General features: G+C 61.2%; 17 protein-coding genes. 10 read left to right on the top strand and 7 right to left on the bottom strand.

The features are described 5' to 3' along the window. Positions 1-13 precede the first annotated feature (13 nt). The 5 genes from bioD to bioB all read right to left on the bottom strand — a co-directional run bounded on the left by bioD (position 14) and on the right by bioB (position 4,601). The gene (gene bioD, locus BKX96_RS15595; RefSeq protein WP_046818215.1) at positions 14-694 is read right to left on the bottom strand and encodes a dethiobiotin synthase; all 681 of its coding nucleotides are present in this window, start codon (positions 692-694) and stop codon (positions 14-16) included. After that, positions 691-1,503 carry a malonyl-ACP O-methyltransferase BioC gene (gene bioC / locus BKX96_RS15600; RefSeq protein ID WP_077184595.1) on the bottom strand — a complete coding sequence of 271 codons (813 nt, stop codon included), beginning with the start codon at positions 1,501-1,503 and terminating at the stop codon, positions 691-693. The genes bioD and bioC overlap by 4 nt, the downstream gene beginning before the upstream one ends. Beyond that, entirely contained in the window at positions 1,496-2,227 is a 732-nt protein-coding gene (locus tag BKX96_RS15605) for an alpha/beta fold hydrolase (RefSeq protein ID WP_077184598.1), read from the bottom strand. Before BKX96_RS15605 ends, bioC begins: the two co-directional genes overlap by 8 nt. Beyond that, on the bottom strand, positions 2,220-3,398 hold the full coding sequence (gene bioF / locus BKX96_RS15610; RefSeq protein ID WP_077184600.1) for an 8-amino-7-oxononanoate synthase: 1,179 nt from the start codon (positions 3,396-3,398) through the stop codon (positions 2,220-2,222). The genes BKX96_RS15605 and bioF overlap by 8 nt, the downstream gene beginning before the upstream one ends. A 147-nt stretch (positions 3,399-3,545) precedes the next feature. Beyond that, on the bottom strand, positions 3,546-4,601 hold the full coding sequence (gene bioB, locus BKX96_RS15615; RefSeq protein ID WP_046818219.1) for a biotin synthase BioB: 1,056 nt from the start codon (positions 4,599-4,601) through the stop codon (positions 3,546-3,548). 96 nt (positions 4,602-4,697) lie between these two features. On the opposite strand from bioB, the gene BKX96_RS15620 reads away from it, so the two are divergent. From BKX96_RS15620 to rarD, 5 genes are all read left to right on the top strand, one after another. Beyond that, positions 4,698-5,438 carry a ComFC family protein gene (locus BKX96_RS15620; protein WP_077184602.1) on the top strand — a complete coding sequence of 247 codons (741 nt, stop codon included), beginning with the start codon at positions 4,698-4,700 and terminating at the stop codon, positions 5,436-5,438. A 63-nt stretch (positions 5,439-5,501) separates the two neighbouring features. Then, positions 5,502-6,266 carry a TOBE domain-containing protein gene (locus BKX96_RS15625; RefSeq protein ID WP_077184604.1) on the top strand — a complete coding sequence of 255 codons (765 nt, stop codon included), beginning with the start codon at positions 5,502-5,504 and terminating at the stop codon, positions 6,264-6,266. Between the two features lie 67 nt (positions 6,267-6,333). Further along, positions 6,334-8,235, top strand: coding sequence for a PhoX family protein (locus BKX96_RS15630; protein WP_077184607.1), 1,902 nt, complete (start codon positions 6,334-6,336; stop codon positions 8,233-8,235). 178 nt (positions 8,236-8,413) lie between these two features. Continuing rightward, positions 8,414-9,388 (top strand): serine/threonine protein kinase, encoded by a 975-nt coding sequence (locus BKX96_RS15635; RefSeq protein WP_077184609.1) that lies wholly within the window; start codon positions 8,414-8,416, stop codon positions 9,386-9,388. A 203-nt stretch (positions 9,389-9,591) separates the two neighbouring features. Further along, on the top strand, positions 9,592-10,479 hold the full coding sequence (rarD, locus tag BKX96_RS15640; protein WP_046818224.1) for an EamA family transporter RarD: 888 nt from the start codon (positions 9,592-9,594) through the stop codon (positions 10,477-10,479). A gap of 215 nt (positions 10,480-10,694) precedes the next feature. Here rarD and BKX96_RS15645 read toward each other — a convergent pair whose 3' ends face one another. Further along, the gene (locus BKX96_RS15645) at positions 10,695-11,213 is read right to left on the bottom strand and encodes a glycine cleavage system transcriptional repressor (protein WP_046818225.1); all 519 of its coding nucleotides are present in this window, start codon (positions 11,211-11,213) and stop codon (positions 10,695-10,697) included. Between the two features lie 469 nt (positions 11,214-11,682). Here BKX96_RS15645 and BKX96_RS15650 point away from each other — a divergent pair, with 469 nt between their 5' ends. Further along, positions 11,683-13,860, top strand: a complete 2,178-nt coding sequence (locus BKX96_RS15650; protein WP_046818226.1) for a malate synthase G — start codon at positions 11,683-11,685, stop codon at positions 13,858-13,860. Between the two features lie 101 nt (positions 13,861-13,961). Here the strand turns inward: BKX96_RS15650 and BKX96_RS15655 are convergent, their stop codons facing one another. Next, complete coding sequence (locus BKX96_RS15655) at positions 13,962-14,408, bottom strand: response regulator (protein ID WP_046818227.1); 447 nt, start codon at positions 14,406-14,408, stop codon at positions 13,962-13,964. Between the two features lie 260 nt (positions 14,409-14,668). On the opposite strand from BKX96_RS15655, the gene BKX96_RS15660 reads away from it, so the two are divergent. The 4 genes from BKX96_RS15660 to BKX96_RS15675 all read left to right on the top strand — a co-directional run bounded on the left by BKX96_RS15660 (position 14,669) and on the right by BKX96_RS15675 (position 18,940). After that, the gene (locus BKX96_RS15660; RefSeq protein ID WP_316252129.1) at positions 14,669-16,603 is read left to right on the top strand and encodes a putative nucleotidyltransferase substrate binding domain-containing protein; all 1,935 of its coding nucleotides are present in this window, start codon (positions 14,669-14,671) and stop codon (positions 16,601-16,603) included. Beyond that, positions 16,600-17,307, top strand: a complete 708-nt coding sequence (locus tag BKX96_RS15665; protein ID WP_077184613.1) for a 3'-5' exonuclease — start codon at positions 16,600-16,602, stop codon at positions 17,305-17,307. The genes BKX96_RS15660 and BKX96_RS15665 overlap by 4 nt, the downstream gene beginning before the upstream one ends. 155 nt (positions 17,308-17,462) lie before the next feature. Further along, on the top strand, positions 17,463-17,981 hold the full coding sequence (locus BKX96_RS15670; RefSeq protein ID WP_046818230.1) for an RNA polymerase sigma factor: 519 nt from the start codon (positions 17,463-17,465) through the stop codon (positions 17,979-17,981). After that, the gene (locus tag BKX96_RS15675; protein WP_077184615.1) at positions 17,978-18,940 is read left to right on the top strand and encodes a FecR domain-containing protein; all 963 of its coding nucleotides are present in this window, start codon (positions 17,978-17,980) and stop codon (positions 18,938-18,940) included. Before BKX96_RS15670 ends, BKX96_RS15675 begins: the two co-directional genes overlap by 4 nt. Positions 18,941-18,990 lie beyond the last annotated feature (50 nt).

Consider the following 18,990-nt stretch of genomic DNA (forward strand, 5'->3'; position numbering starts at 1 on the left):
CATAGCCAGATACCTAGTCCAGGAGATCCAGTTCCAGGTGCTCTGCTACCGCTTCAGCCGTGACCATCTTGAGCTTCGGCACTCGCCCCAGGCATGGCGCCGGGAGCCGCTCGGCGAGGGTGGCGAGGTTCTCTTCCAGGCGTGCGGTCTTCGGGTCGATGATATTCGCCACCCATCCCGCCAACTGCAAACCGTCCCGGGCAATCGCCTCGGCCGTCAGCAACGCGTGGTTGATGCAGCCCAGGCGCACACCGACCACGAGGATGACCGGCAGGCCCAGCGCCTTGGCCAGGTCCGACAGGTTGTCCTGGTCTGCCAATGGCACGCGCCAGCCTCCAGCACCCTCGATCAGGGTGAAATCAGCCTGCATGTCGAGTATCTCTCGCATTGGCGTGAGCAGCGATTGCACGGTCAACGCAATGCCGGCCTCGCGCGCGGCCAGGTGCGGCGCAATTGCCGGCTCGAGCGCCAGCGGATTGACCTGGGTGTAGGTCAAGGGCAGCGAGCACTCCGCCAAAAGCGCCAGCGCGTCAGCATTGCGCAGGCCCTTGGGCGTCACCGAACAGCCAGAGGCTACCGGCTTGCCCGCTGCCGTGCTTAACCCGGCCGATCGGGCGGCATGCAGCAAGCCGGCGGCAATCGTGGTTTTTCCGACATCGGTATCGGTACCGGTGATGAAATACGCGGAGCTCATAAGGGTTTCTCCAAAACGGCGTACACCACTTGATAAGTCGCCGGCAGGCCTTGGGCCTGACGAAACTGCTCATAAGCCTCGACCAGGCCGAGAATCCGCGCCCGACCGGTCAACCCACCCGGTCGCCCGGGGTTCAGGTTGTGTGCCCCCAACGCCTTGAGTTCATGGGTCAGGCTGCGCACATCCGGGTAATGCAGCACATGCGCACGGTTTTCCAGGCTGATCGCCCGCAGGCCGCTGGCTGCGCAAAGCTGTTGATAAACGGCGAACTCGCGGAAGCGGTTGACGTGCACCATGCCATCCACCTGACGCCAGCTGTCACGCAGTTCGAACAACGTGCCTACGCATAGACTAGCAAATGCGAAAACGCCCCCGGGTTTGAGTACCCGATGCGCCTCGCTGAGTACCGAAGCGAAGTCCGCACACCACTGCACCGCGAGGCTGGAGAAAATCAGATCGCACGTCCCATCACGCAACGGCATTCGCTCGGCGTCGCCGGCGATGAAGTGTGTGGCGCCGCCCAAAGGCCTGGCGTGGTTGAGCATGCCTTCGGCGATGTCCAGCGCCACGCCGTGCCCTGCGGGAAAACGCTCGCCCAGCGCGCGGCTGAAATGCCCGGTGCCGCACCCCAGGTCCAGCCATCGCCCTGACACGAAATCATCGGGCAAACGGCGGAGCAATTGGCTGCCGACATCACGCTGCAATTCGGCCACGCTGTCGTAGCTTGCCGCCGCACGGGAAAAAGAGGCGGCTACCTGGCGCTTGTCAGGCAAAGCGCCGGGCAGTTGGGGAAGAGATAAATCAGTCATCGCCGCACTCATGCAAAAAGGCCTGGATCGCCCCCGCCACACCGTGGGGATTTTCCAGGAGAAACGCGTGACCGGCCTGTTCAATCAGACCGATTTCGACATCCGGCAGCAACGCCAGTAACGCCTCGGCGGCTTCAGCCGGCACCAGCCCGTCGAGGCCGGCATACAGGTGCAGTTGCGGACCGCGGAACGCCTGCAGGGCCTGGCGCGTGTCCAATTGTGCGAGCAGCTTCAGGCCACCCATGAGCACCGCCTCTGACGAGTGCGGCGCGCCCCCGAACAACAGCCTCGAAAAGCCGCGCGGGTCTTCGGCACCTTGGGCACAGAGCAGTGAAAAGCGCTTCAACGTCATGCGCGGATCGGCAGCGCAATCCGCCAGAAAGGCATCGAACGTTTGGTTGGGCATCGCCCATGGCCATTGTTCATGACTGACAAAAGAAGGGTTGCTCGCCAGGGTCAGCAGGCCGCAGCAACGGTCGCCACGGCGCGCCGCCAATTCGGACGCGAGCATGCCACCCAGCGACCAGCCGCCCAGCCAGGCGTCCTGTGGCAGGCTGGCGTCAAGTTCATCAAGCCAAAGTTCGAGATTGCTCGAGTCCAGCTCAGGCAGCGGCTCGATGTCCACCCGCAGGTGTTCGTCCAGGCCTTGCAAGGCGGCGGCTAGCGGCTCCAGCGGCGAAATCCCCAGCCCCCAGCCGGGTAGCAGAATCAGTCGATCACGCATGGCCAGGCTCCGGTCCCAGTCGTTGATAACAATCGGCCAGTCCCTCCAACAATAGCTGTACCTGCGCTTCGGTATGGGCGGCGGTCAGGGTCACGCGCAGTCGGGCGCTGCCGGCTGGCACGGTTGGCGGGCGTATGGCGCTCACCATCAAACCGCGCTCGCGCAGCATCTGCGACAAGCGCACTGCGCGTCCGGCGTCACCGATCATGATCGGCTGGATCGGCGTGAAGCTGTTCATCAGCTCCAGGCCGATCTGCTCGGCGCCGTGGCGGAACTGACGGATCAGTGCCTGCAAATGCTCGCGGCGCCAATGCTCGCTGCGCAGCAGCTCCAGGCTTTTCAGGGTCGCGCAGGCCAGGGCCGGGGGTTGGCTGGTGGTGTAGATGTAGGGGCGGGCGAACTGGATCAGGCTCTCGATCAACTCTTCGCTGCCGGCCACAAAGGCACCCGCGGTTCCGAACGCCTTGCCGAGCGTGCCGACCAGCACCGGCACATCTTCCTGGCTCAGGCCGAAATGTTCGACGCTGCCGCCTCCCTGGGCACCCAGGGGACCGAAACCGTGCGCGTCATCGACCATCAGCCACGCACCCTTGGCCCTGGTTTCCCGAGCCAGCGCCGGCAGGTCGGCGATGTCGCCGTCCATGCTGAACACGCCATCGGTGACCACCAGCGTATTACCGGTGGCTTTCTCCAGGCGCTTGGCCAGGCTCGTCGCGTCGTTGTGCAAATATCGGCTGAAACGTGCGCCAGACAACAGCCCGGCGTCCAGTAACGAGGCGTGATTGAGTCGGTCTTCGAGCACCGTATCGCCCTGCCCCACCAGCGCCGTGACCGCACCGAGATTGGCCATGTAGCCAGTGGTGAACAGCAGGGCACGCGGGCGACCGGTGAAGTCGGCCAGGGCTTCTTCCAGGGCGTGATGCGGGCCGCTATGGCCGATCACCAGATGCGAGGCCCCGCCACCCACGCCCCACTTGGCGGCTCCCGCGCGCCAGGCTTCGATCACTTGCGGGTGATTGGCCAGGCCCAGGTAGTCGTTGTTACAGAACGCCAGCAATGGCTGGCCGTCCACCACCACTTGCGGGCCTTGCGGGCTTTCGAGCAATGGACGTTGGCGATAGAGATTTTCAGCACGACGGGCAGCCAGGCGTGCGGCGAGATCGAAAGACATGCAGGCCTCGACTATCAAATGACACATCTCCACTGTGGGAGCGAGCCTGCTCGCGAAGAGGCCTTCACATTCAACATCAATGTCGACTGTTACATAGCTTTCGCGAGCAGGCTCGCTCCCACAGGGTTTTGCATTCCTTCAGAAGGATCAAACAGCCGCGTTATAGAACTGCTCGCTGCTCTTGTGCTCCACCAGCGCCTGTTCGATGGCGGCCTGATGCACTTCGTCGGAGTGTTCTTCGCGGGCTTCCGGCAGGATCCCCAGGCGCCCGAACAGTTGCATGTCCTTGTTGGCCTGCGGGTTAGCGGTGGTCAGCAGTTTGTCGCCGTAGAAAATCGAGTTGGCACCGGCGAAGAACGCCAGGGCCTGGGTCTGATCGTTCATCGCCTCGCGGCCGGCGGACAGGCGCACGTGGGACTTGGGCATCAGGATGCGCGCAACCGCGAGCATGCGGATGAAATCGAACGGGTCGATGTCGTCGGCATTTTCCAGTGGCGTACCGGCGACTTTCACCAGCAGGTTGATGGGCACGGATTCCGGGTGCTCTGGCATGTTCGCCAACTGGATGAGCAAATTGGCGCGGTCATCGAGGGACTCGCCCATGCCGAGGATGCCGCCGGAGCAGATCTTCATCCCCGAATCACGCACGTAGGCCAGGGTTTGCAGGCGTTCGCTGTAGGTGCGGGTGGTGATGATGCTGCCATAGAACTCTGGCGAGGTATCGAGGTTGTGGTTGTAGTAGTCCAGGCCGGCTTCGGCCAGGGCTGCGGTCTGGTCCTGATCGAGACGGCCGAGTGTCATGCAGGTTTCCAGGCCCAGGGCCTTTACGCCTTTGACCATCTCCAGCACATACGGCATGTCTTTGGCCGACGGGTGCTTCCACGCCGCGCCCATGCAAAACCGGGTGGTACCAATGGCCTTGGCGCGCGCAGCCTCCTCGAGGACTTTCTGCACTTCCATCAGCTTTTCTTTTTCCAGGCCGGTGTTGTAGTGACCGGACTGCGGACAATATTTGCAATCTTCCGGGCAGGCACCGGTTTTGATCGACAGCAGGGTCGAAACCTGGACCCGGTTGGCGTCGAAATGCGCACGGTGCACCGTCTGCGCCTGGAACAACAGGTCATTGAATGGCTGAACGAAGAGTGCTTTGACTTCGGCCAAAGACCAGTCATGACGCAGGGTTGCAGAGGTGCTGGCGCTCATGGGCGTTTCCTTTGTTTTATGCTTTGGCAGGCGACCAGGAAAATGGAATTTTCCACAGGCGCATCACAGATGTTTCGGCATATTTAAGGAAGAGCCATGCGCTGTCAACCACGATACGATAAGCAGGTTTACATCTGGTTAAAAAACAAACAGCTCTGTTTGCTGTGTGACGAACCCGCCGATGGCACCACGCCCATTTGCATGGCCTGCGAAACCGAGTTGCCCTGGCTCGGCGATCACTGCCAGACCTGCGCCCTGCCCTTGCCCGCTGCCGGCCTGACGTGCGGGCAATGCCTCAAGCAGCCGCCGGCCTTCGAACGGGTGGTCGCGCCCTGGACTTACAGCTTCCCGATCGACAGCCTGATTACCCGGTTCAAGCACAGCTCGAATTGGCCGTTTGGCCACCTGCTCGGCGAACTTCTGACTCAATCCCTGCAACATCACTTCGATAACGACCTCCCACGGCCCGACGCGCTGGTACCCGTGCCGATGGCTACCCGACGCCTGCGCCAAAGAGGGTTCAACCAGGCAGCCATGCTGGCACGCTGGCTCAGCGAGCGCCTTGGCGTTCCTACCGATGAACGGCTGTTATTAAGGCCCCAGGACACCAACGCGCAACAAGACCTGAACGCCGAGGCCCGCAAAAAGAACCTGCACCACGCCTTCGCCCTGGCGCCCGGCGCATCGGTGAAGGGTCGCCATCTGGCGCTGGTGGATGACGTGCTGACCACGGGCGCCACGACACAAGCACTGGCTCACCTGCTGATGGACGCCGGCGCTACTCGGGTCGATGTCTATTGCCTGGCGCGAACACCCAAGCCTGGTGAGTCGCCGTGACTTGACTCGCGGGGCCCGAGCGGCCAACGTCCTCACCATCGTCATAGCCCATAGCGTCTTGCCATGTCCTTGCCTACGTTGTTGTCCCAGCACATTGTCCGCCGTCCGCAACGCATTGCCCTGCTGCAACATATCGCCGAGCAAGGGTCGATCACCCGCGCAGCGAAAAGCGCAGGCCTGAGCTACAAGGCTGCCTGGGATGCCATCGATGAGCTCAACAACCTTGCGCAGAAACCGCTGGTGGAGCGCAGTGTGGGCGGCAAAGGGGGTGGCGGCGCCAAACTGTCCGCCGAAGGCGAGCGTGTGCTGCGCCTTTATCAAAAGCTGCAGGCGTTGCAGGCCCAGGTTCTGGAAGCTGCTGAAGATGCCAGCGACCTTGACCTGCTCGGTCGCCTGATGCTCAGGACCAGCGCACGCAATCAGCTACACGGCAAGGTCGTGGCTATTGAAACCCAAGGCCATAACGACCGGGTCCGCCTTGAGTTGGCCGAAGGCTTGAGCATCGCTGCGCAGATCACCCACGACAGCACCGTACGCCTGGACCTGCAACCCGGCACCGAAGTGGTCGCGCTGATCAAGGCCGGGTGGCTCGATGTGCTGGGCAGCGGCGACGAAGCAATACCAGGACACAATTGCCTCGAAGGCGTCATCGAGGAAATCCTCAATGCCGAAGACGGCCCCTGTGAAGTGCGCATCGGCCTGCCTAACGGCCAGACGCTCTGCGCCCTGGCCGAGACCTGGCATTTGCAATCGCGCGAACTGACCAGCGGAAAGCCGGTACGGGCGCAGTTCTCGCCCTCCAACGTATTGCTCGGCACCCCACTTTAAGGACAGCTGCAACAAAAGCTTCATCACCCGCCATTAAGGTGACTGCAAAATTCGCAGGGAGCCTGATGTGAGCCTATTAGAAGACAACCAACCCACCGACCTCGAACAAATGGTCGGCCTCAGCCGCCGTGGATTCATCAGCGCCGGCGCCCTGTGCGGTGCCGCCATGTTTCTCGGTGGCAACCTGCTCAGTCGCAGCGTACTGGCCGCCAGTGTCAGCGCCGGCACCAGCCGGTTGCTGGGTTTCGAAAGCATTCCCGCCGCGACCAGCGACGCGATCACCCTGCCACCCGGCTACAAGTCTTCGGTACTGATCAGTTGGGGTCAGCCCCTGGAGAAAAACGGCCCGGCCTTCGACGCGAGTGGCAACGGCTCCGCCGAGCATCAGGAAGTCCAGTTCGGTGACAACAACGACGGCATGAGCCTGTTCGCCTTCCCCGATGACAACAACCGGGCGCTGATGGCGATCAACAACGAATACACCAACTACCGCTACCTCTACCCCCATGCGGGCATGCCGCAATCGGCGCAGGAAGTGCACAAGGCCCTGGCCTGCGAAGGTGTGTCGGTGATCGAGGTGCAGCGCAAGGATGGTCACTGGCGGTTCGTCCAGGGCTCGCCCTACAACCGACGCATCCACGGCAATTCGCCGATCAACCTGAGCGGCCCGGCCGCCGGTCACGAACTGCTGAAGACCCGTGCCGATGCGCACGGCAAAAAAGTCTTCGGCACCTTCCAGAACTGTGCCAACGGCAAGACGCCGTGGGGCACCTACCTGACCTGTGAAGAGAACTTCACCGATTGCTTTGGCAGCACCAATGCCGAGCAGAAGTTCGACGCCGCGCAAAAACGCTACGGCGTGGTGGCAACCAGCAAAGACATCAACTGGCATCAACACGACCCGCGCTTCGACCTGGCGAACAATCCCAACGAACTCAATCGTCACGGCTGGGTGGTCGAGATCGACCCGTTCGATCCGAAGTCGACCCCGGTCAAGCGCACCGCGCTGGGCCGCTTCAAACATGAAAACGCCGCCCTGACTGAAACCCAAGACGGCCGCGCCGTGGTGTACATGGGCGACGATGAGCGCGGCGAGTTCATCTACAAGTTCGTCAGCCGCGACAAGATCAATCACAAGAATCCCAAGGCCAACCGCGACCTGCTGGACCACGGCACCCTGTACGTGGCGCGTTTCGACGGCGGCGATGGCAATGCCGATCACCCGAAGGGCCAAGGGGAATGGATCGAACTGACCCACGGTAAAAACGGCATCGACGCCAGCAGCGGTTTTGCCGACCAGGGCCAAGTGCTGATTCACGCGCGTCTGGCGGCCAGCGTGGTGAAGGCCACGCGCATGGACCGCCCGGAATGGATCGTCGTCAGTCCCACGGACGGACAGGTTTACTGCACCCTGACCAACAACGCCAAACGCGGCGAAGACGGACAACCGGTGGGCGGGCCAAACCCGCGCGAGAAGAATGTCTACGGGCAGATCCTGCGCTGGCGCACTGACCGCGACGACCACGCCTCGAAAACCTTCGCGTGGGATCTGTTCGTGGTCGCTGGCAACCCGCAAGTGCATGCCGGCACGCCGAAGGGCGGCTCTTCGAACATCACCCCACAGAACATGTTCAACAGCCCGGACGGATTGGCATTCGATAAGGCCGGGCGGCTGTGGATACAAACCGACGGCGATTCAAGCAACGCCGGAGATTTCGCCGGCATGGGCAACAACCAGATGCTCTGCGCTGACCCGGCGACCGGGGAGATTCGCCGGTTCATGGTCGGGCCGATTGGCTGCGAGGTGACGGGCATCAGTTTCTCGCCGGACCAGAAGACCTTGTTTGTCGGGATCCAGCATCCGGGGGAGAACGGTGGCTCGACTTTCCCCGAGCATTTGCCCAATGGCAAGCCGCGGTCATCGGTGATGGCGATTACCCGGGAGGATGGCGGGATAGTCGGCGCCTGACAGGGCCCCTTCGCTGGCAAGCCGGCTCCTACAAAGTCATGCGCGATTTCAAAAATGGCGCATGACCTGTAGGAGCTGGCTTGCCAGCGAAGGCGTCAGCACAGTCACAACCTATCCATGTCTGTCTGCGCTACCATGCCTGGCCGGACGCAGCAGCCTGCTGCGCGCAGGAGTCAGCATGGCCCACCCGTTTGAAACGCTCACCCCAGACCTCGTGCTCGATGCCGTCGAAAGCATCGGTTTTCTCAGCGATGCCCGCATCCTGGCGCTCAACAGCTACGAAAACCGTGTCTACCAGGTCGGCATCGAAGACGCCGAACCGCTGATCGCCAAGTTCTACCGCCCGCAGCGCTGGACCAACGAAGCGATTCTGGAAGAACACCAGTTCACCTTCGAGCTCGCCGAGGTCGACGTGCCAGTCGTCGCGCCGATGATCCATAACGGTGAAACCCTGCACGAACACAATGGCTTCCGTTTCACCCTGTTCCCCCGCCGCGGCGGTCGCGCGCCGGAACCGGGCAATCTCGATCAGCTGTATCGCCTGGGGCAACTGCTCGGTCGCCTGCACGCAGTGGGCTCGACCAAGCCGTTCGAGCACCGTGAGGCGCTGGCGGTGAAAAACTTCGGCCATGACTCGCTGACGACTTTGCTCGAAGGCAACTTCATCCCCCGCAGCCTGCTGCCGGCCTACGAGTCGGTGGCCAGCGACCTGCTCAAGCGTGTGGAAGATGCCTACAGCAATACGCCGCACCAGAACATCCGCATGCACGGCGACTGCCACCCCGGCAACATGATGTGCCGCGACGAAATGTTCCACATCGTCGATCTCGATGACTGCCGCATGGGCCCGGCAGTGCAGGACATCTGGATGATGCTGGCCGGCGATCGCCAGGACTGCCTGGGTCAGTTGTCGGAATTGATGGACGGCTACAACGAGTTCCACGACTTCAATCCCCGTGAACTGGCACTGATCGAACCCCTTCGTGCCCTGCGCCTGATGCACTACAGCGCCTGGCTCGCCCGGCGCTGGGACGATCCGGCATTCCCGCGCAGCTTCCCGTGGTTCGGGACTGAACGCTATTGGGGGGATCAGGTGCTGGCATTACGCGAGCAGTTGGCGGCGTTGAATGAAGAGCCGCTGAAACTCTTCTGATACCGCCTGGAACCCTGTGGGAGCGAGCCTGCTCGCGATAGCGGTTTATCAGACACTGATGTGCTGAATTTGAAATCGCCTTCGCGAGCTGGCTCGCTCCCACAGGTCATGTGTTCACAATTGGCCAACCTATTCAGGCAGGACATTCGTAGACAAATCTCCTTACAATCCCTCTTTGTTAGCTGCCTAAGCAAGGATTCTGCATGCAAGCCGCCAACCCGCGTCGCGGGTACATTCTGGGCCTGAGTGCCTACATCATCTGGGGACTTTTCCCACTCTACTTCAAAGCCATCGCCAGCGTGCCCGCGGTGGAGATCATCATTCATCGTGTGCTGTGGTCGGCGTTGTTCGGCGCCTTGCTGCTGATGGTCTGGAAACATCCGGGCTGGTGGCGCGAACTGCGGGAGAACCCGCGTCGACTGGCGATCCTGGCCCTGAGCGGCACGCTGATCGCCGCCAACTGGCTGACCTATGTGTGGTCGGTGAACAACGGGCGCATGCTGGAGGCCAGCCTCGGTTACTACATCAATCCCTTGGTCAACGTGCTGTTGGGGATGTTGATCCTCGGCGAACGGCTGCGCCGCATGCAATGGATCGCGGTGGGGCTGGCGGCGGTTGGCGTAGCGCAACAGGTATGGCAAGTCGGCAGCCTGCCCTGGGTGTCGCTGGTATTGGCATTGACCTTCGGTTTCTACGGGCTGATTCGCAAGCAGGCGCCGGTCAAGGCACTCCCGGGCCTGGTGGTCGAAACCTGGATGCTGGTGCCGATCGCGCTGGCCTGGTTGCTGCTCAATCCAACCGCCAGCAGCGCCCAGGCTGAATTCTGGACCACCTCCGAGGCCTGGTGGCTGGTGGCTGCCGGCCCGGTGACGCTGGTGCCGCTGGTCTGTTTCAATGCCGCCGCGCGCCATCTGCCCTACACGACGCTGGGATTCCTCCAATACCTGGCGCCCACCCTGGTGTTGCTGCAAGCCGTGTTGCTGTTTGGCGAGCACCTGTCGTCCAGCACGCTGGTCGCGTTCATCTTCATCTGGGCCGGCCTTGCGGTTTACAGCATCGATGCCTGGCTCAGCTTGCGTCGCCGCCGCTGATCAAAAAACGCACAAACCTCTGCAGGCCACGTTCTCCGTGGCCTGCGCCGATCCTTCCCAAGGTTATCCACAGCGTGATCCCCGCCGTTTGTGCGCAAGTGACTGAAACTGCTGGTTTTTTGATCAATCTTTTAGAAGCACCGGCCAGCGTGGCCTGGCGGGCTGTCTCTACAGGTTATCCACAGGCAGGTGCACGTTTAAACTGGATAACCTTTTCAAGGTTCACTGCGCAGGACCAACTCCACCATCAGATCGTCCGCCAGGGTTTCCAGGCGCGATTGCAGCACGTCCAGAGACAACGTCAACGGCACCGCCAGTATCGCTTCGGCATGGAATAACGGCTCGCTGCTCATGGGCGCCGGACGCACCTCCGTCACCAGTCGTTCCAGGTTTACCCCTTGCTCACTGAGCAAGCGCGTGATGTCGCGCACGATCCCCGGCCGGTCATTGCCCACCAGTTCCATGGCGATCGGTTTCCAGGTACACGATTGTTCGATGCCGCTTTCGGCGATCAGTACGCGAATGCCCTGGGCCGACAATCCTTGCAAGGCATCAACCAGTGAATCGTAGGATTCCGCCGGCACCCCGACCCGAAGGATCCCGGCGAATTGCCCGGCCATGCGTGACATGCGGCTTTCCAGCCAGTTGCCCCCCTGCTCGGCGATGCATTGGGCAATGCGCTCGACCTGCCCAGGCTTGTCCGGTGCAAAAACAGTGAGTACGAGGTGGTCCATGGCGCAGCCCTCTTTTGTTATTGAAAGAGAAGTATAGGCAAGGGGTAATCCTGTGTTGAATCGGCTGACGCCTTCGCAGGCAAGCCTGCTCCTACAGTCACAAATGTGTACAACTTTTTATATTTAACTGGAACAATCTCATGGTTTTTTGAGAACATCCCGATCCCCGACGTGACTGCAATGCGTCATGGGGTCGCAGAACGACGTAATTAGTCTAATTTTCACAACCGCAACTCATCATGTAGTATGCCGCTGCGCGCACTACATAACGTTGGATCGATGTCTGCCACAGGCGCAGTCGCATCCCTGAAAGCCCTGTCAGCAAGGCCTTAAAGCCGTTGATTGGTCCCCACCCAGCCGTCAGAAATGGCATGTACTGGTCGCAGGGTTTGTGGTTTAAATGGCCAGAGGCTTCATTGTTAAATTGAAGAGCTGAAAAGCGAAATAGCTGAGCAGAGTGAGGCAAGCAATGACTGAACACGTTCAAGTCGGTGGCCTGCAGGTCGCCAAAGTCCTGTTCGACTTCGTGAACAACGAAGCCATTCCCGGTACCGGCCTCACCGCCGATAAGTTCTGGGCCGGTGCCGACAAGGTCATTCATGACCTGGCGCCGAAGAACAAAGCCCTACTCGCCAAACGCGATGATTTCCAGGCTCGTATCGATTCCTGGCACCAGGAACGCGCCGGCCAGGCGCACGACGCCGTGGCCTATAAAGCCTTCCTGCAAGACATCGGTTATCTGCTGCCAGAAGCGGCCGATTTCCAGGCAACGACGCAAAACGTCGATGAAGAAATCGCCCGCATGGCCGGTCCACAGCTCGTGGTGCCGGTGATGAACGCCCGCTTCGCGCTCAATGCGTCGAACGCCCGCTGGGGTTCGCTGTATGACGCGCTCTACGGCACCGACGCCATCAGCGAAGCTGACGGCGCGGAAAAAGGCAAAGGCTACAACAAAATTCGCGGCGACAAGGTCATCGCCTTCGCCCGCGCCTTCCTCGACGAAGCGGCACCTTTGGCGGCCGGTTCCCACGTCGACTCCACGCACTACAAAATCGTTGATGGCAAACTGGTGGTCGCCCTCAAAGGCGGCAGCAACAGTGGCCTGCGCAACGACGCCCAGCTGATTGGTTTCCAGGGCGATGCCTCGGCGCCGACCGCGATCCTGCTGAAAAACAACGGCTTGCACTTCGAGATCCAGGTCGATGCCAGCACCCCGGTCGGCCAGACCGACGCTGCCGGTGTCAAAGACATCCTGATGGAAGCCGCGCTGACCACCATCATGGACTGCGAAGACTCGGTCGCCGCTGTCGACGCCGATGACAAGGTGGTGATCTACCGCAACTGGCTCGGCCTGATGAAGGGCGACCTGTCGGAAGAAGTCGCCAAGGGCGGCAAGACGTTTACCCGCACCATGAACGCCGACCGCACCTACACCGGTGTGGACGGTAACGCGGTGAACCTTCACGGGCGGTCGCTGTTGTTCGTGCGCAACGTTGGTCACCTGATGACCATCGACGCGATCCTCGACAAGGACGGCAACGAAGTACCGGAAGGTATCCTCGACGGCCTGGTGACTTGCCTGGCAGCGATGCACAACCTGAACGGCAATACTTCGCGCAAAAACACCCGCACCGGCTCCGTCTACATCGTGAAGCCGAAGATGCACGGCCCTGAAGAAGCGGCGTTCACCAACGAGCTGTTCGGGCGCATCGAAGATGTGCTGGGCCTGCCGCACAACACCCTGAAAGTCGGCATCATGGATGAGGAGCGCCGTACCACTGTCAACCTCAAGGCCTGCATCAAGGCCGCCAGCGAACGCGTGGTGTTCATCAACACCGGTTTCCTCGACCGCACAGGTGACGAAATCCACACCTCCATGGAAGCCGGCCCGATGGTGCGCAAGGCAGACATGAAGGCGGAAAAATGGATTGGCGCCTACGAGAACTCCAACGTCGATATCGGCTTGAGCACCGGCCTGCAAGGTCGCGCGCAAATCGGTAAAGGCATGTGGGCGATGCCGGACCTGATGGCCGCGATGCTGGAACAGAAAATCGCTCACCCATTGGCCGGTGCCAACACCGCTTGGGTGCCTTCGCCGACCGCTGCTGCGCTGCATGCACTGCACTACCACAAGGTCGACGTGTTCGCCCGCCAGGCCGAATTGGCCAAGCGTGCCCACGCGTCGGTGGACGACATCCTGACCATCCCACTGGCAGTGAACCCGCAGTGGACCGCCGAACAGATCCAGAACGAACTGGACAACAACAGCCAGGGCATCCTGGGTTATGTGGTGCGCTGGATCGACCAGGGCGTTGGTTGCTCGAAGGTGCCGGACATCAATGACGTCGGCCTGATGGAAGACCGTGCCACGCTGCGTATTTCCAGCCAGCACATCGCCAACTGGCTGCGTCATGGCATCGTCACCGAAGAGCAAGTGATGGAAAGCCTCAAACGCATGGCGCCGGTGGTGGACCGCCAGAACGCCGGCGACGCGCTGTACCGTCCGCTGGCACCGAACTTCGATAGCAACATCGCCTTCCAGGCGGCCGTCGAGTTGGTAGTGGAAGGGACCAAACAACCGAACGGCTATACCGAGCCGGTCCTGCACCGACGTCGTCGCGAGTTCAAGGCTGCCAATGGCCTTTGAGTAAGCGATAGCGTGGGAACGAAAAAGCCCTGATCGAAAGATCAGGGCTTTTTCATGTGCGGTAAACCTGAAGGAGCCGCTTGCTGGCTCCTACAGATGGGTCAGGGATCCATGCCCAACTCATGCTTGACCAACCCCAGCAATTTGCCGCTATCAATGGGCTTGAGCAGGAAGTCCACCACACTCAGGTGCATCGCGGCGATGGCGTCTTTCACGTCGGCGTCGCCGGAGACGATGATGATCGGCATTGCCGCCCGAACCGACTCACGAACTTGACGAATCAGCTCCAGGCCATCGACATGACCCATGCGCAGGTCGGTGATCACCAGACCAATCGAGGGTTTCTCTTCCAACATCTTGAGTGCGGCTTCACCACTGGCCGCCGTCATGCAACGAATGCCGTCCAGGGCCAGAATCTCTGACAGTAACTCACGAGCGTCCTTGTCGTCGTCGACGATCAGCACCCGCTGCGGCGGCAAGTCGGGTTCCAGCATGACTGCACTAAGCGCCTCGCGCTCGGCATCACTCAAAATATCGTGGTCGGACATGGCATTCTCTACATGTTCAAGTCAATTCCCTAGCACAGTGGTGAGACATCGCTAAGCACACCACCAATGTGCACTCCGTCGGAAAATTTTCCAATAGGGGCAAGGTGAGGTTTTTCTCACGTTTGGGTAGGGTTTTTCCGACGCTGCATCACGTTTGCGGCCTACCTAGACTTACGTCCAATGGGCACCTCGACCTTAGGGGCCGACCATGGACGAGTCATCCGACAACAACAATTCAAAAAAAGACTGCGGTAATGGTTATGAGTAAAGCGGACGCCTTCACCCAGGCAGGGAAAACCGCGGTGTTGCAGAACATCCAGGGCACTTTGCAATTCCTTCAGCGCTTCCCGCCCTTCAACCAGATGGAACACGCCCACCTGGCGTATCTGGTCGAGCAATGCCAATTGCGCTTCTACGCTCCCGGCGAAAGCATCATCAAGCCCGCGGACGGCCCGGTTGAGCACTTTTACATCGTCAAGCAGGGTCGAGTGGTCGGCGAACGTCCGCACACGGCCAAGGGTGGCACCGAAACCACTTTTGAGATCACCACCGGCGAGTGTTTCCCCCTCGCTGCGTTGTTGGGTGAGCGTGCGACCCGCACCGAACATCTCGCCGCCGAAGACACCTTTTGCCTACAGCTGAACAAACTTGCATTCATCAAGTTGTTCGCCATTTCCGGTACCTTCCGCGACTTTGCCCTACGAGGCGTGAGCAGCCTGTTGGATCAGGTCAATCAGCAGGTTCAGCAAAAAGCCGTGGAAACCCTCGGCACCCAATACTCGCTCAACACCCGCCTGGGTGAATTGGCCATGCGCCATCCGGTGACGTGCAGCCCGAACACGCCCCTGCGCGAAGCCGTGACCCAAATGCACGAGCAGCAGGTCGGCAGCATCGTGATCGTCAATGAACACAAGGCGCCGCTGGGTATTTTCACCCTGCGCGATTTGCGCCATGTGGTGGCCAACGGCACCGGTGATTTCAGCGAGGCGATCGAGCGGCACATGACGCCGTCGCCGTTTTACCTGTCTCCGGACCACAGCGCCTTCGATGCCGCGATTGCAATGACCGAGCGGCATATCGCCCACGTCTGCCTGGTCAAGGATCAGCGCCTGTGCGGCGTGGTCTCGGAACGCGATCTGTTTTCCCTGCAACGGGTCGACCTGGTGCATCTGGCGCGCACCATCCGCAGCGCCCAGCGCGTGGAAAACCTGGTGCTGCTGCGGGGTGAGATCGGTCAACTGGTGGAACGCATGCTGGCCCATGGTGCGTCTTCGACCCAGATCACGCACATCATCACCCTGCTCAACGACCACACGGTGTGCCGCGTGATCGAACTGACCCTTGCCGAGAAAGGTGACCCTGGCATCCCGTTCAGCTGGCTGTGTTTCGGCAGCGAAGGTCGCCGCGAACAGACGCTGCACACCGACCAGGACAACGGCATTCTGTTCGAAGCGCGGGACGCGGCCCACGCCGCCGAGATTCGCGGAAAACTGCTGCCCATCGCCCATCAGATCAACCAGAGCCTGGCGCTCTGCGGTTTCACCCTGTGCAAAGGCAACATCATGGCCGGCAATCCCGAGCTGTGCCTGTCCCGAGCCGAATGGGCCCGGCGCTTTTCTGCGTTCATACGCGAGGCCACGCCGGAAAACCTGCTGGGATCGAGCATCTATTTCGATTTGCGCGTGGTTTGGGGCAGCGAGCAAGGCTGCGAACAGTTGCGTCGGGGGATTCTCGACCAGGTGGCCGACAACCGCTTGTTCCAGCGCATGATGGCTGAAAACGCGTTGCGCAATCGTCCTCCCGTAGGACGTTTCCGCGAGTTCGTGCTGGCGCGAAAAAATGGCGAGAAAGCGACCCTGGACCTGAAAGTCCAGGGCCTGACCCCCTTCGTCGACGGGGCGCGGCTACTCGCCCTCGCCCACGGCATCGAAGCGAACAACACGCTGGAGCGCTTTCGTCAGCTGGTGGCCAAGGAAGTCATCGAGCCACTGGACGGCGCGGCGTACGAAGAGGCGTATCACTTCATCCAGCAAACCCGCATGCAGCAACATCAGTTGCAGACCCGGGAGAATTTGCCCTACTCCAACCGTGTCGACCCGGACAGCCTCAATCATCTGGATCGACGCATCCTGCGTGAATCCCTGCGCCAGGCTCAACGCCTGCAAAGCAGCCTGGCCCTGCGGTACCAACTATGAGTCTGTTTTCATGGCTGCGCCCCGCCGGCCCGAGCTTGTCCGCAGACCTGCAACAGCGCCTGCAACACCTGCCGACGGTCGGCGGATTGAGTGAATGCAGCCTGCGCGAGCAGCGCTGGGTCGTGCTCGACCTGGAAACCACCGGGCTGAACATGAACAAGGACCGCGTACTGTCCATTGGCGCGGTGGTGATCGAGGATGGCGCGATCGATTTCAGTCGGCAGTTCGAGCGCACGTTGCAATGCGCCGAACTCAAGCTCGGTCCCAGCGTGTTGATTCACGGCCTGGGGCCCAGTGCCATCGCCGCTGGCAGCGATCCGGCCGAGGCGCTGCTCGAATTCATGGAGTTTGTCGGCGACAGCCCGGTGCTGGCCTTTCATGCGCCCTTCGACCAGCACATGCTTGGTCGCGCATTGAAAGATCATTTGGGCTACAAGTTGCAGCATACCTTTCTGGATGTCGCGGACATCGCCCCGCTGCTGTGCCCGCAGGCCAATATCCGCGAGGCCGGCCTGGACGAGTGGATCGACTGGTTCAAACTGGAAGTCTTCGAACGTCACAACGCCAGCGCCGACGCCCTGGCCACGGCCGAACTGGCACTGATCCTGTTCAGCCGCGCGCGCCAGCAGCAGATTCATAGCCCGCGGAACCTGCAGCAGCGGTTGAATCAGTGGAAGCGGCGGCAGCAAACGCACTCCTATTAACACCACCACTCCCCCTGTAGGAGCGTCGACCGGCTACTCCTACAGGGACCTACGACACCCTCCTACCCGACCGGCGTCAATTGCTTACCTTCCTCGCCTCTGACACAATCGCGAACAATTCTCGTTAGTTAACACTTCCTAATCGGTGATGCTGCGTGTCGTCAGTCCCAAGCCCCCAAAGTGAGCTCGTCGGTGCGTTATATCGCGACCACCGCGGTTGGCTATTGGCCTGGCTACGTCGCAATGTCACCTGCCCGCAACGGGCCGAAGACCTGAGCCAGGACACCTTTGTGCGCCTGCTCGGACGCGAGGAACTGAAAGAGCCGCGCGAGCCGCGGGCGTTCCTGGTGGCGATCGCCAAGGGCCTGCTGTTCGACTACTTCCGCCGCGCCGCGCTGGAACAGGCCTACCTCACCGAATTGATGCTGATTCCAGAAACCGAACAACCCTCGGTGGAAGAACAGCAAATGATCCTCGAAGACCTGAAAAACATCGATCGCCTGCTGGGCAAGCTGTCGAGCAAGGCCCGCGCGGCGTTTCTCTTCAATCGTCTCGATGGCCTTGGCCACGCAGAAATCGCCGAGCGCCTCGGGGTATCGGTGCCGCGGGTGCGCCAGTACCTGGCCCAGGGCATTCGTCAGTGCTACATCGCCTTGTACGGTGAGCCGACATGAACCCGGTCAGTTCCAAGCCGGTGTCGGCGCAGGTGCTCGATGCCGCCATCGCCTGGCAACTGTCCCTGGACTCCGGCAGCCCGGTGGAACGCGAAGAGTTCGCCAAATGGCACGCGGCGCACGAAGAACACGCTCGCGCCTGGCGCCAACTGGGCATGCTCGACCAGCGTTTCAGCGTCGCCAGCGGCCCCGCCCGCACCGCCCTGCTGCAATCGCGCGAAGGCATTCGCCGCCGGGTACGCAAGCTCGGCAGCGGCCTGGCCAGCGTCATTGCGGTGTTCGGGTTGGCGCTGTTTGCCGGTGAGCGTTACCTGCCGATCGACTATTGGCTGGCTGACCAGCGCACCGCCACCGGCGAACAACGCACCCTTCGCCTGGACGATGGCACCCTGATCAACCTCAACACCCACAGTGCGGTAGACGTACGTTTCGATGAGAAGCAGCGACTGGTCGTTTTGCAGGAAGGCGAGATCCTTATCGAAACCGGTCACGGCGATGCACGGCCATTTATCGTTGAAACCCGCGAAGGCCGCATGCGTGCCTTGGGCACGCGGTTCCTGGTCAAGCGTGAAGAGCAAGGCACGCGCTTGAGCGTGCTGCAATCGGCGGTGGCCGCCCATCCGCAATCGAGTCCTGACGAGCAGATTCTGCGCGAGGGCCAGCAAATGCTGATCCGCAGCGACGGCCTCGGCCCGATTGCCGCGCTTGACCTCGGCACCGATGCCTGGACCCGCGGCATGTTGGTGGTGGACAACGCGCGGCTGGAAGACCTGGTGCGTGAAATCGGTCGCTATCGCCCGGGGCATTTGGGTGTGGCAGCGGAAGTGGCTGACCTGCGGATCACCGGTAGCTTTCCACTCAAGGACACCAACCTGGCGCTGAGCGCATTGCTGCCGACCCTGCCCGTGCAGATCGAACAGCACACGCCATGGTGGGTGACTGTGGCGGCGAAGCACTGACCGGTTGGGCCCGACGCAGCTCAATTGATGAATCGAAATTATTTTCATCC

It is taken from the genome of Pseudomonas putida (assembly GCF_001976065.1).
Taxonomy (GTDB): domain Bacteria; phylum Pseudomonadota; class Gammaproteobacteria; order Pseudomonadales; family Pseudomonadaceae; genus Aquipseudomonas; species Aquipseudomonas serbica.

Coding starts and splice junctions, on each gene's coding strand:
- BKX96_RS15660 (WP_316252129.1), top strand. CDS start 14,669: ATGAGTAAAGCGGACGCCTTCACCCAGGCAGGGAAAACCGCGGTGTTG.
- BKX96_RS15605 (WP_077184598.1), bottom strand. CDS start 2,227: ATGCGTGATCGACTGATTCTGCTACCCGGCTGGGGGCTGGGGATTTCG.
- rarD (WP_046818224.1), top strand. CDS start 9,592: ATGCAAGCCGCCAACCCGCGTCGCGGGTACATTCTGGGCCTGAGTGCC.
- BKX96_RS15650 (WP_046818226.1), top strand. CDS start 11,683: ATGACTGAACACGTTCAAGTCGGTGGCCTGCAGGTCGCCAAAGTCCTG.
- bioC (WP_077184595.1), bottom strand. CDS start 1,503: ATGACTGATTTATCTCTTCCCCAACTGCCCGGCGCTTTGCCTGACAAG.
- BKX96_RS15675 (WP_077184615.1), top strand. CDS start 17,978: ATGAACCCGGTCAGTTCCAAGCCGGTGTCGGCGCAGGTGCTCGATGCC.
- bioD (WP_046818215.1), bottom strand. CDS start 694: ATGAGCTCCGCGTATTTCATCACCGGTACCGATACCGATGTCGGAAAA.
- BKX96_RS15635 (WP_077184609.1), top strand. CDS start 8,414: ATGGCCCACCCGTTTGAAACGCTCACCCCAGACCTCGTGCTCGATGCC.
- BKX96_RS15625 (WP_077184604.1), top strand. CDS start 5,502: ATGTCCTTGCCTACGTTGTTGTCCCAGCACATTGTCCGCCGTCCGCAA.
- bioF (WP_077184600.1), bottom strand. CDS start 3,398: ATGTCTTTCGATCTCGCCGCACGCCTGGCTGCCCGTCGTGCTGAAAAT.
- BKX96_RS15645 (WP_046818225.1), bottom strand. CDS start 11,213: ATGGACCACCTCGTACTCACTGTTTTTGCACCGGACAAGCCTGGGCAG.
- BKX96_RS15620 (WP_077184602.1), top strand. CDS start 4,698: ATGCGCTGTCAACCACGATACGATAAGCAGGTTTACATCTGGTTAAAA.
- bioB (WP_046818219.1), bottom strand. CDS start 4,601: ATGAGCGCCAGCACCTCTGCAACCCTGCGTCATGACTGGTCTTTGGCC.
- BKX96_RS15655 (WP_046818227.1), bottom strand. CDS start 14,408: ATGTCCGACCACGATATTTTGAGTGATGCCGAGCGCGAGGCGCTTAGT.
- BKX96_RS15665 (WP_077184613.1), top strand. CDS start 16,600: ATGAGTCTGTTTTCATGGCTGCGCCCCGCCGGCCCGAGCTTGTCCGCA.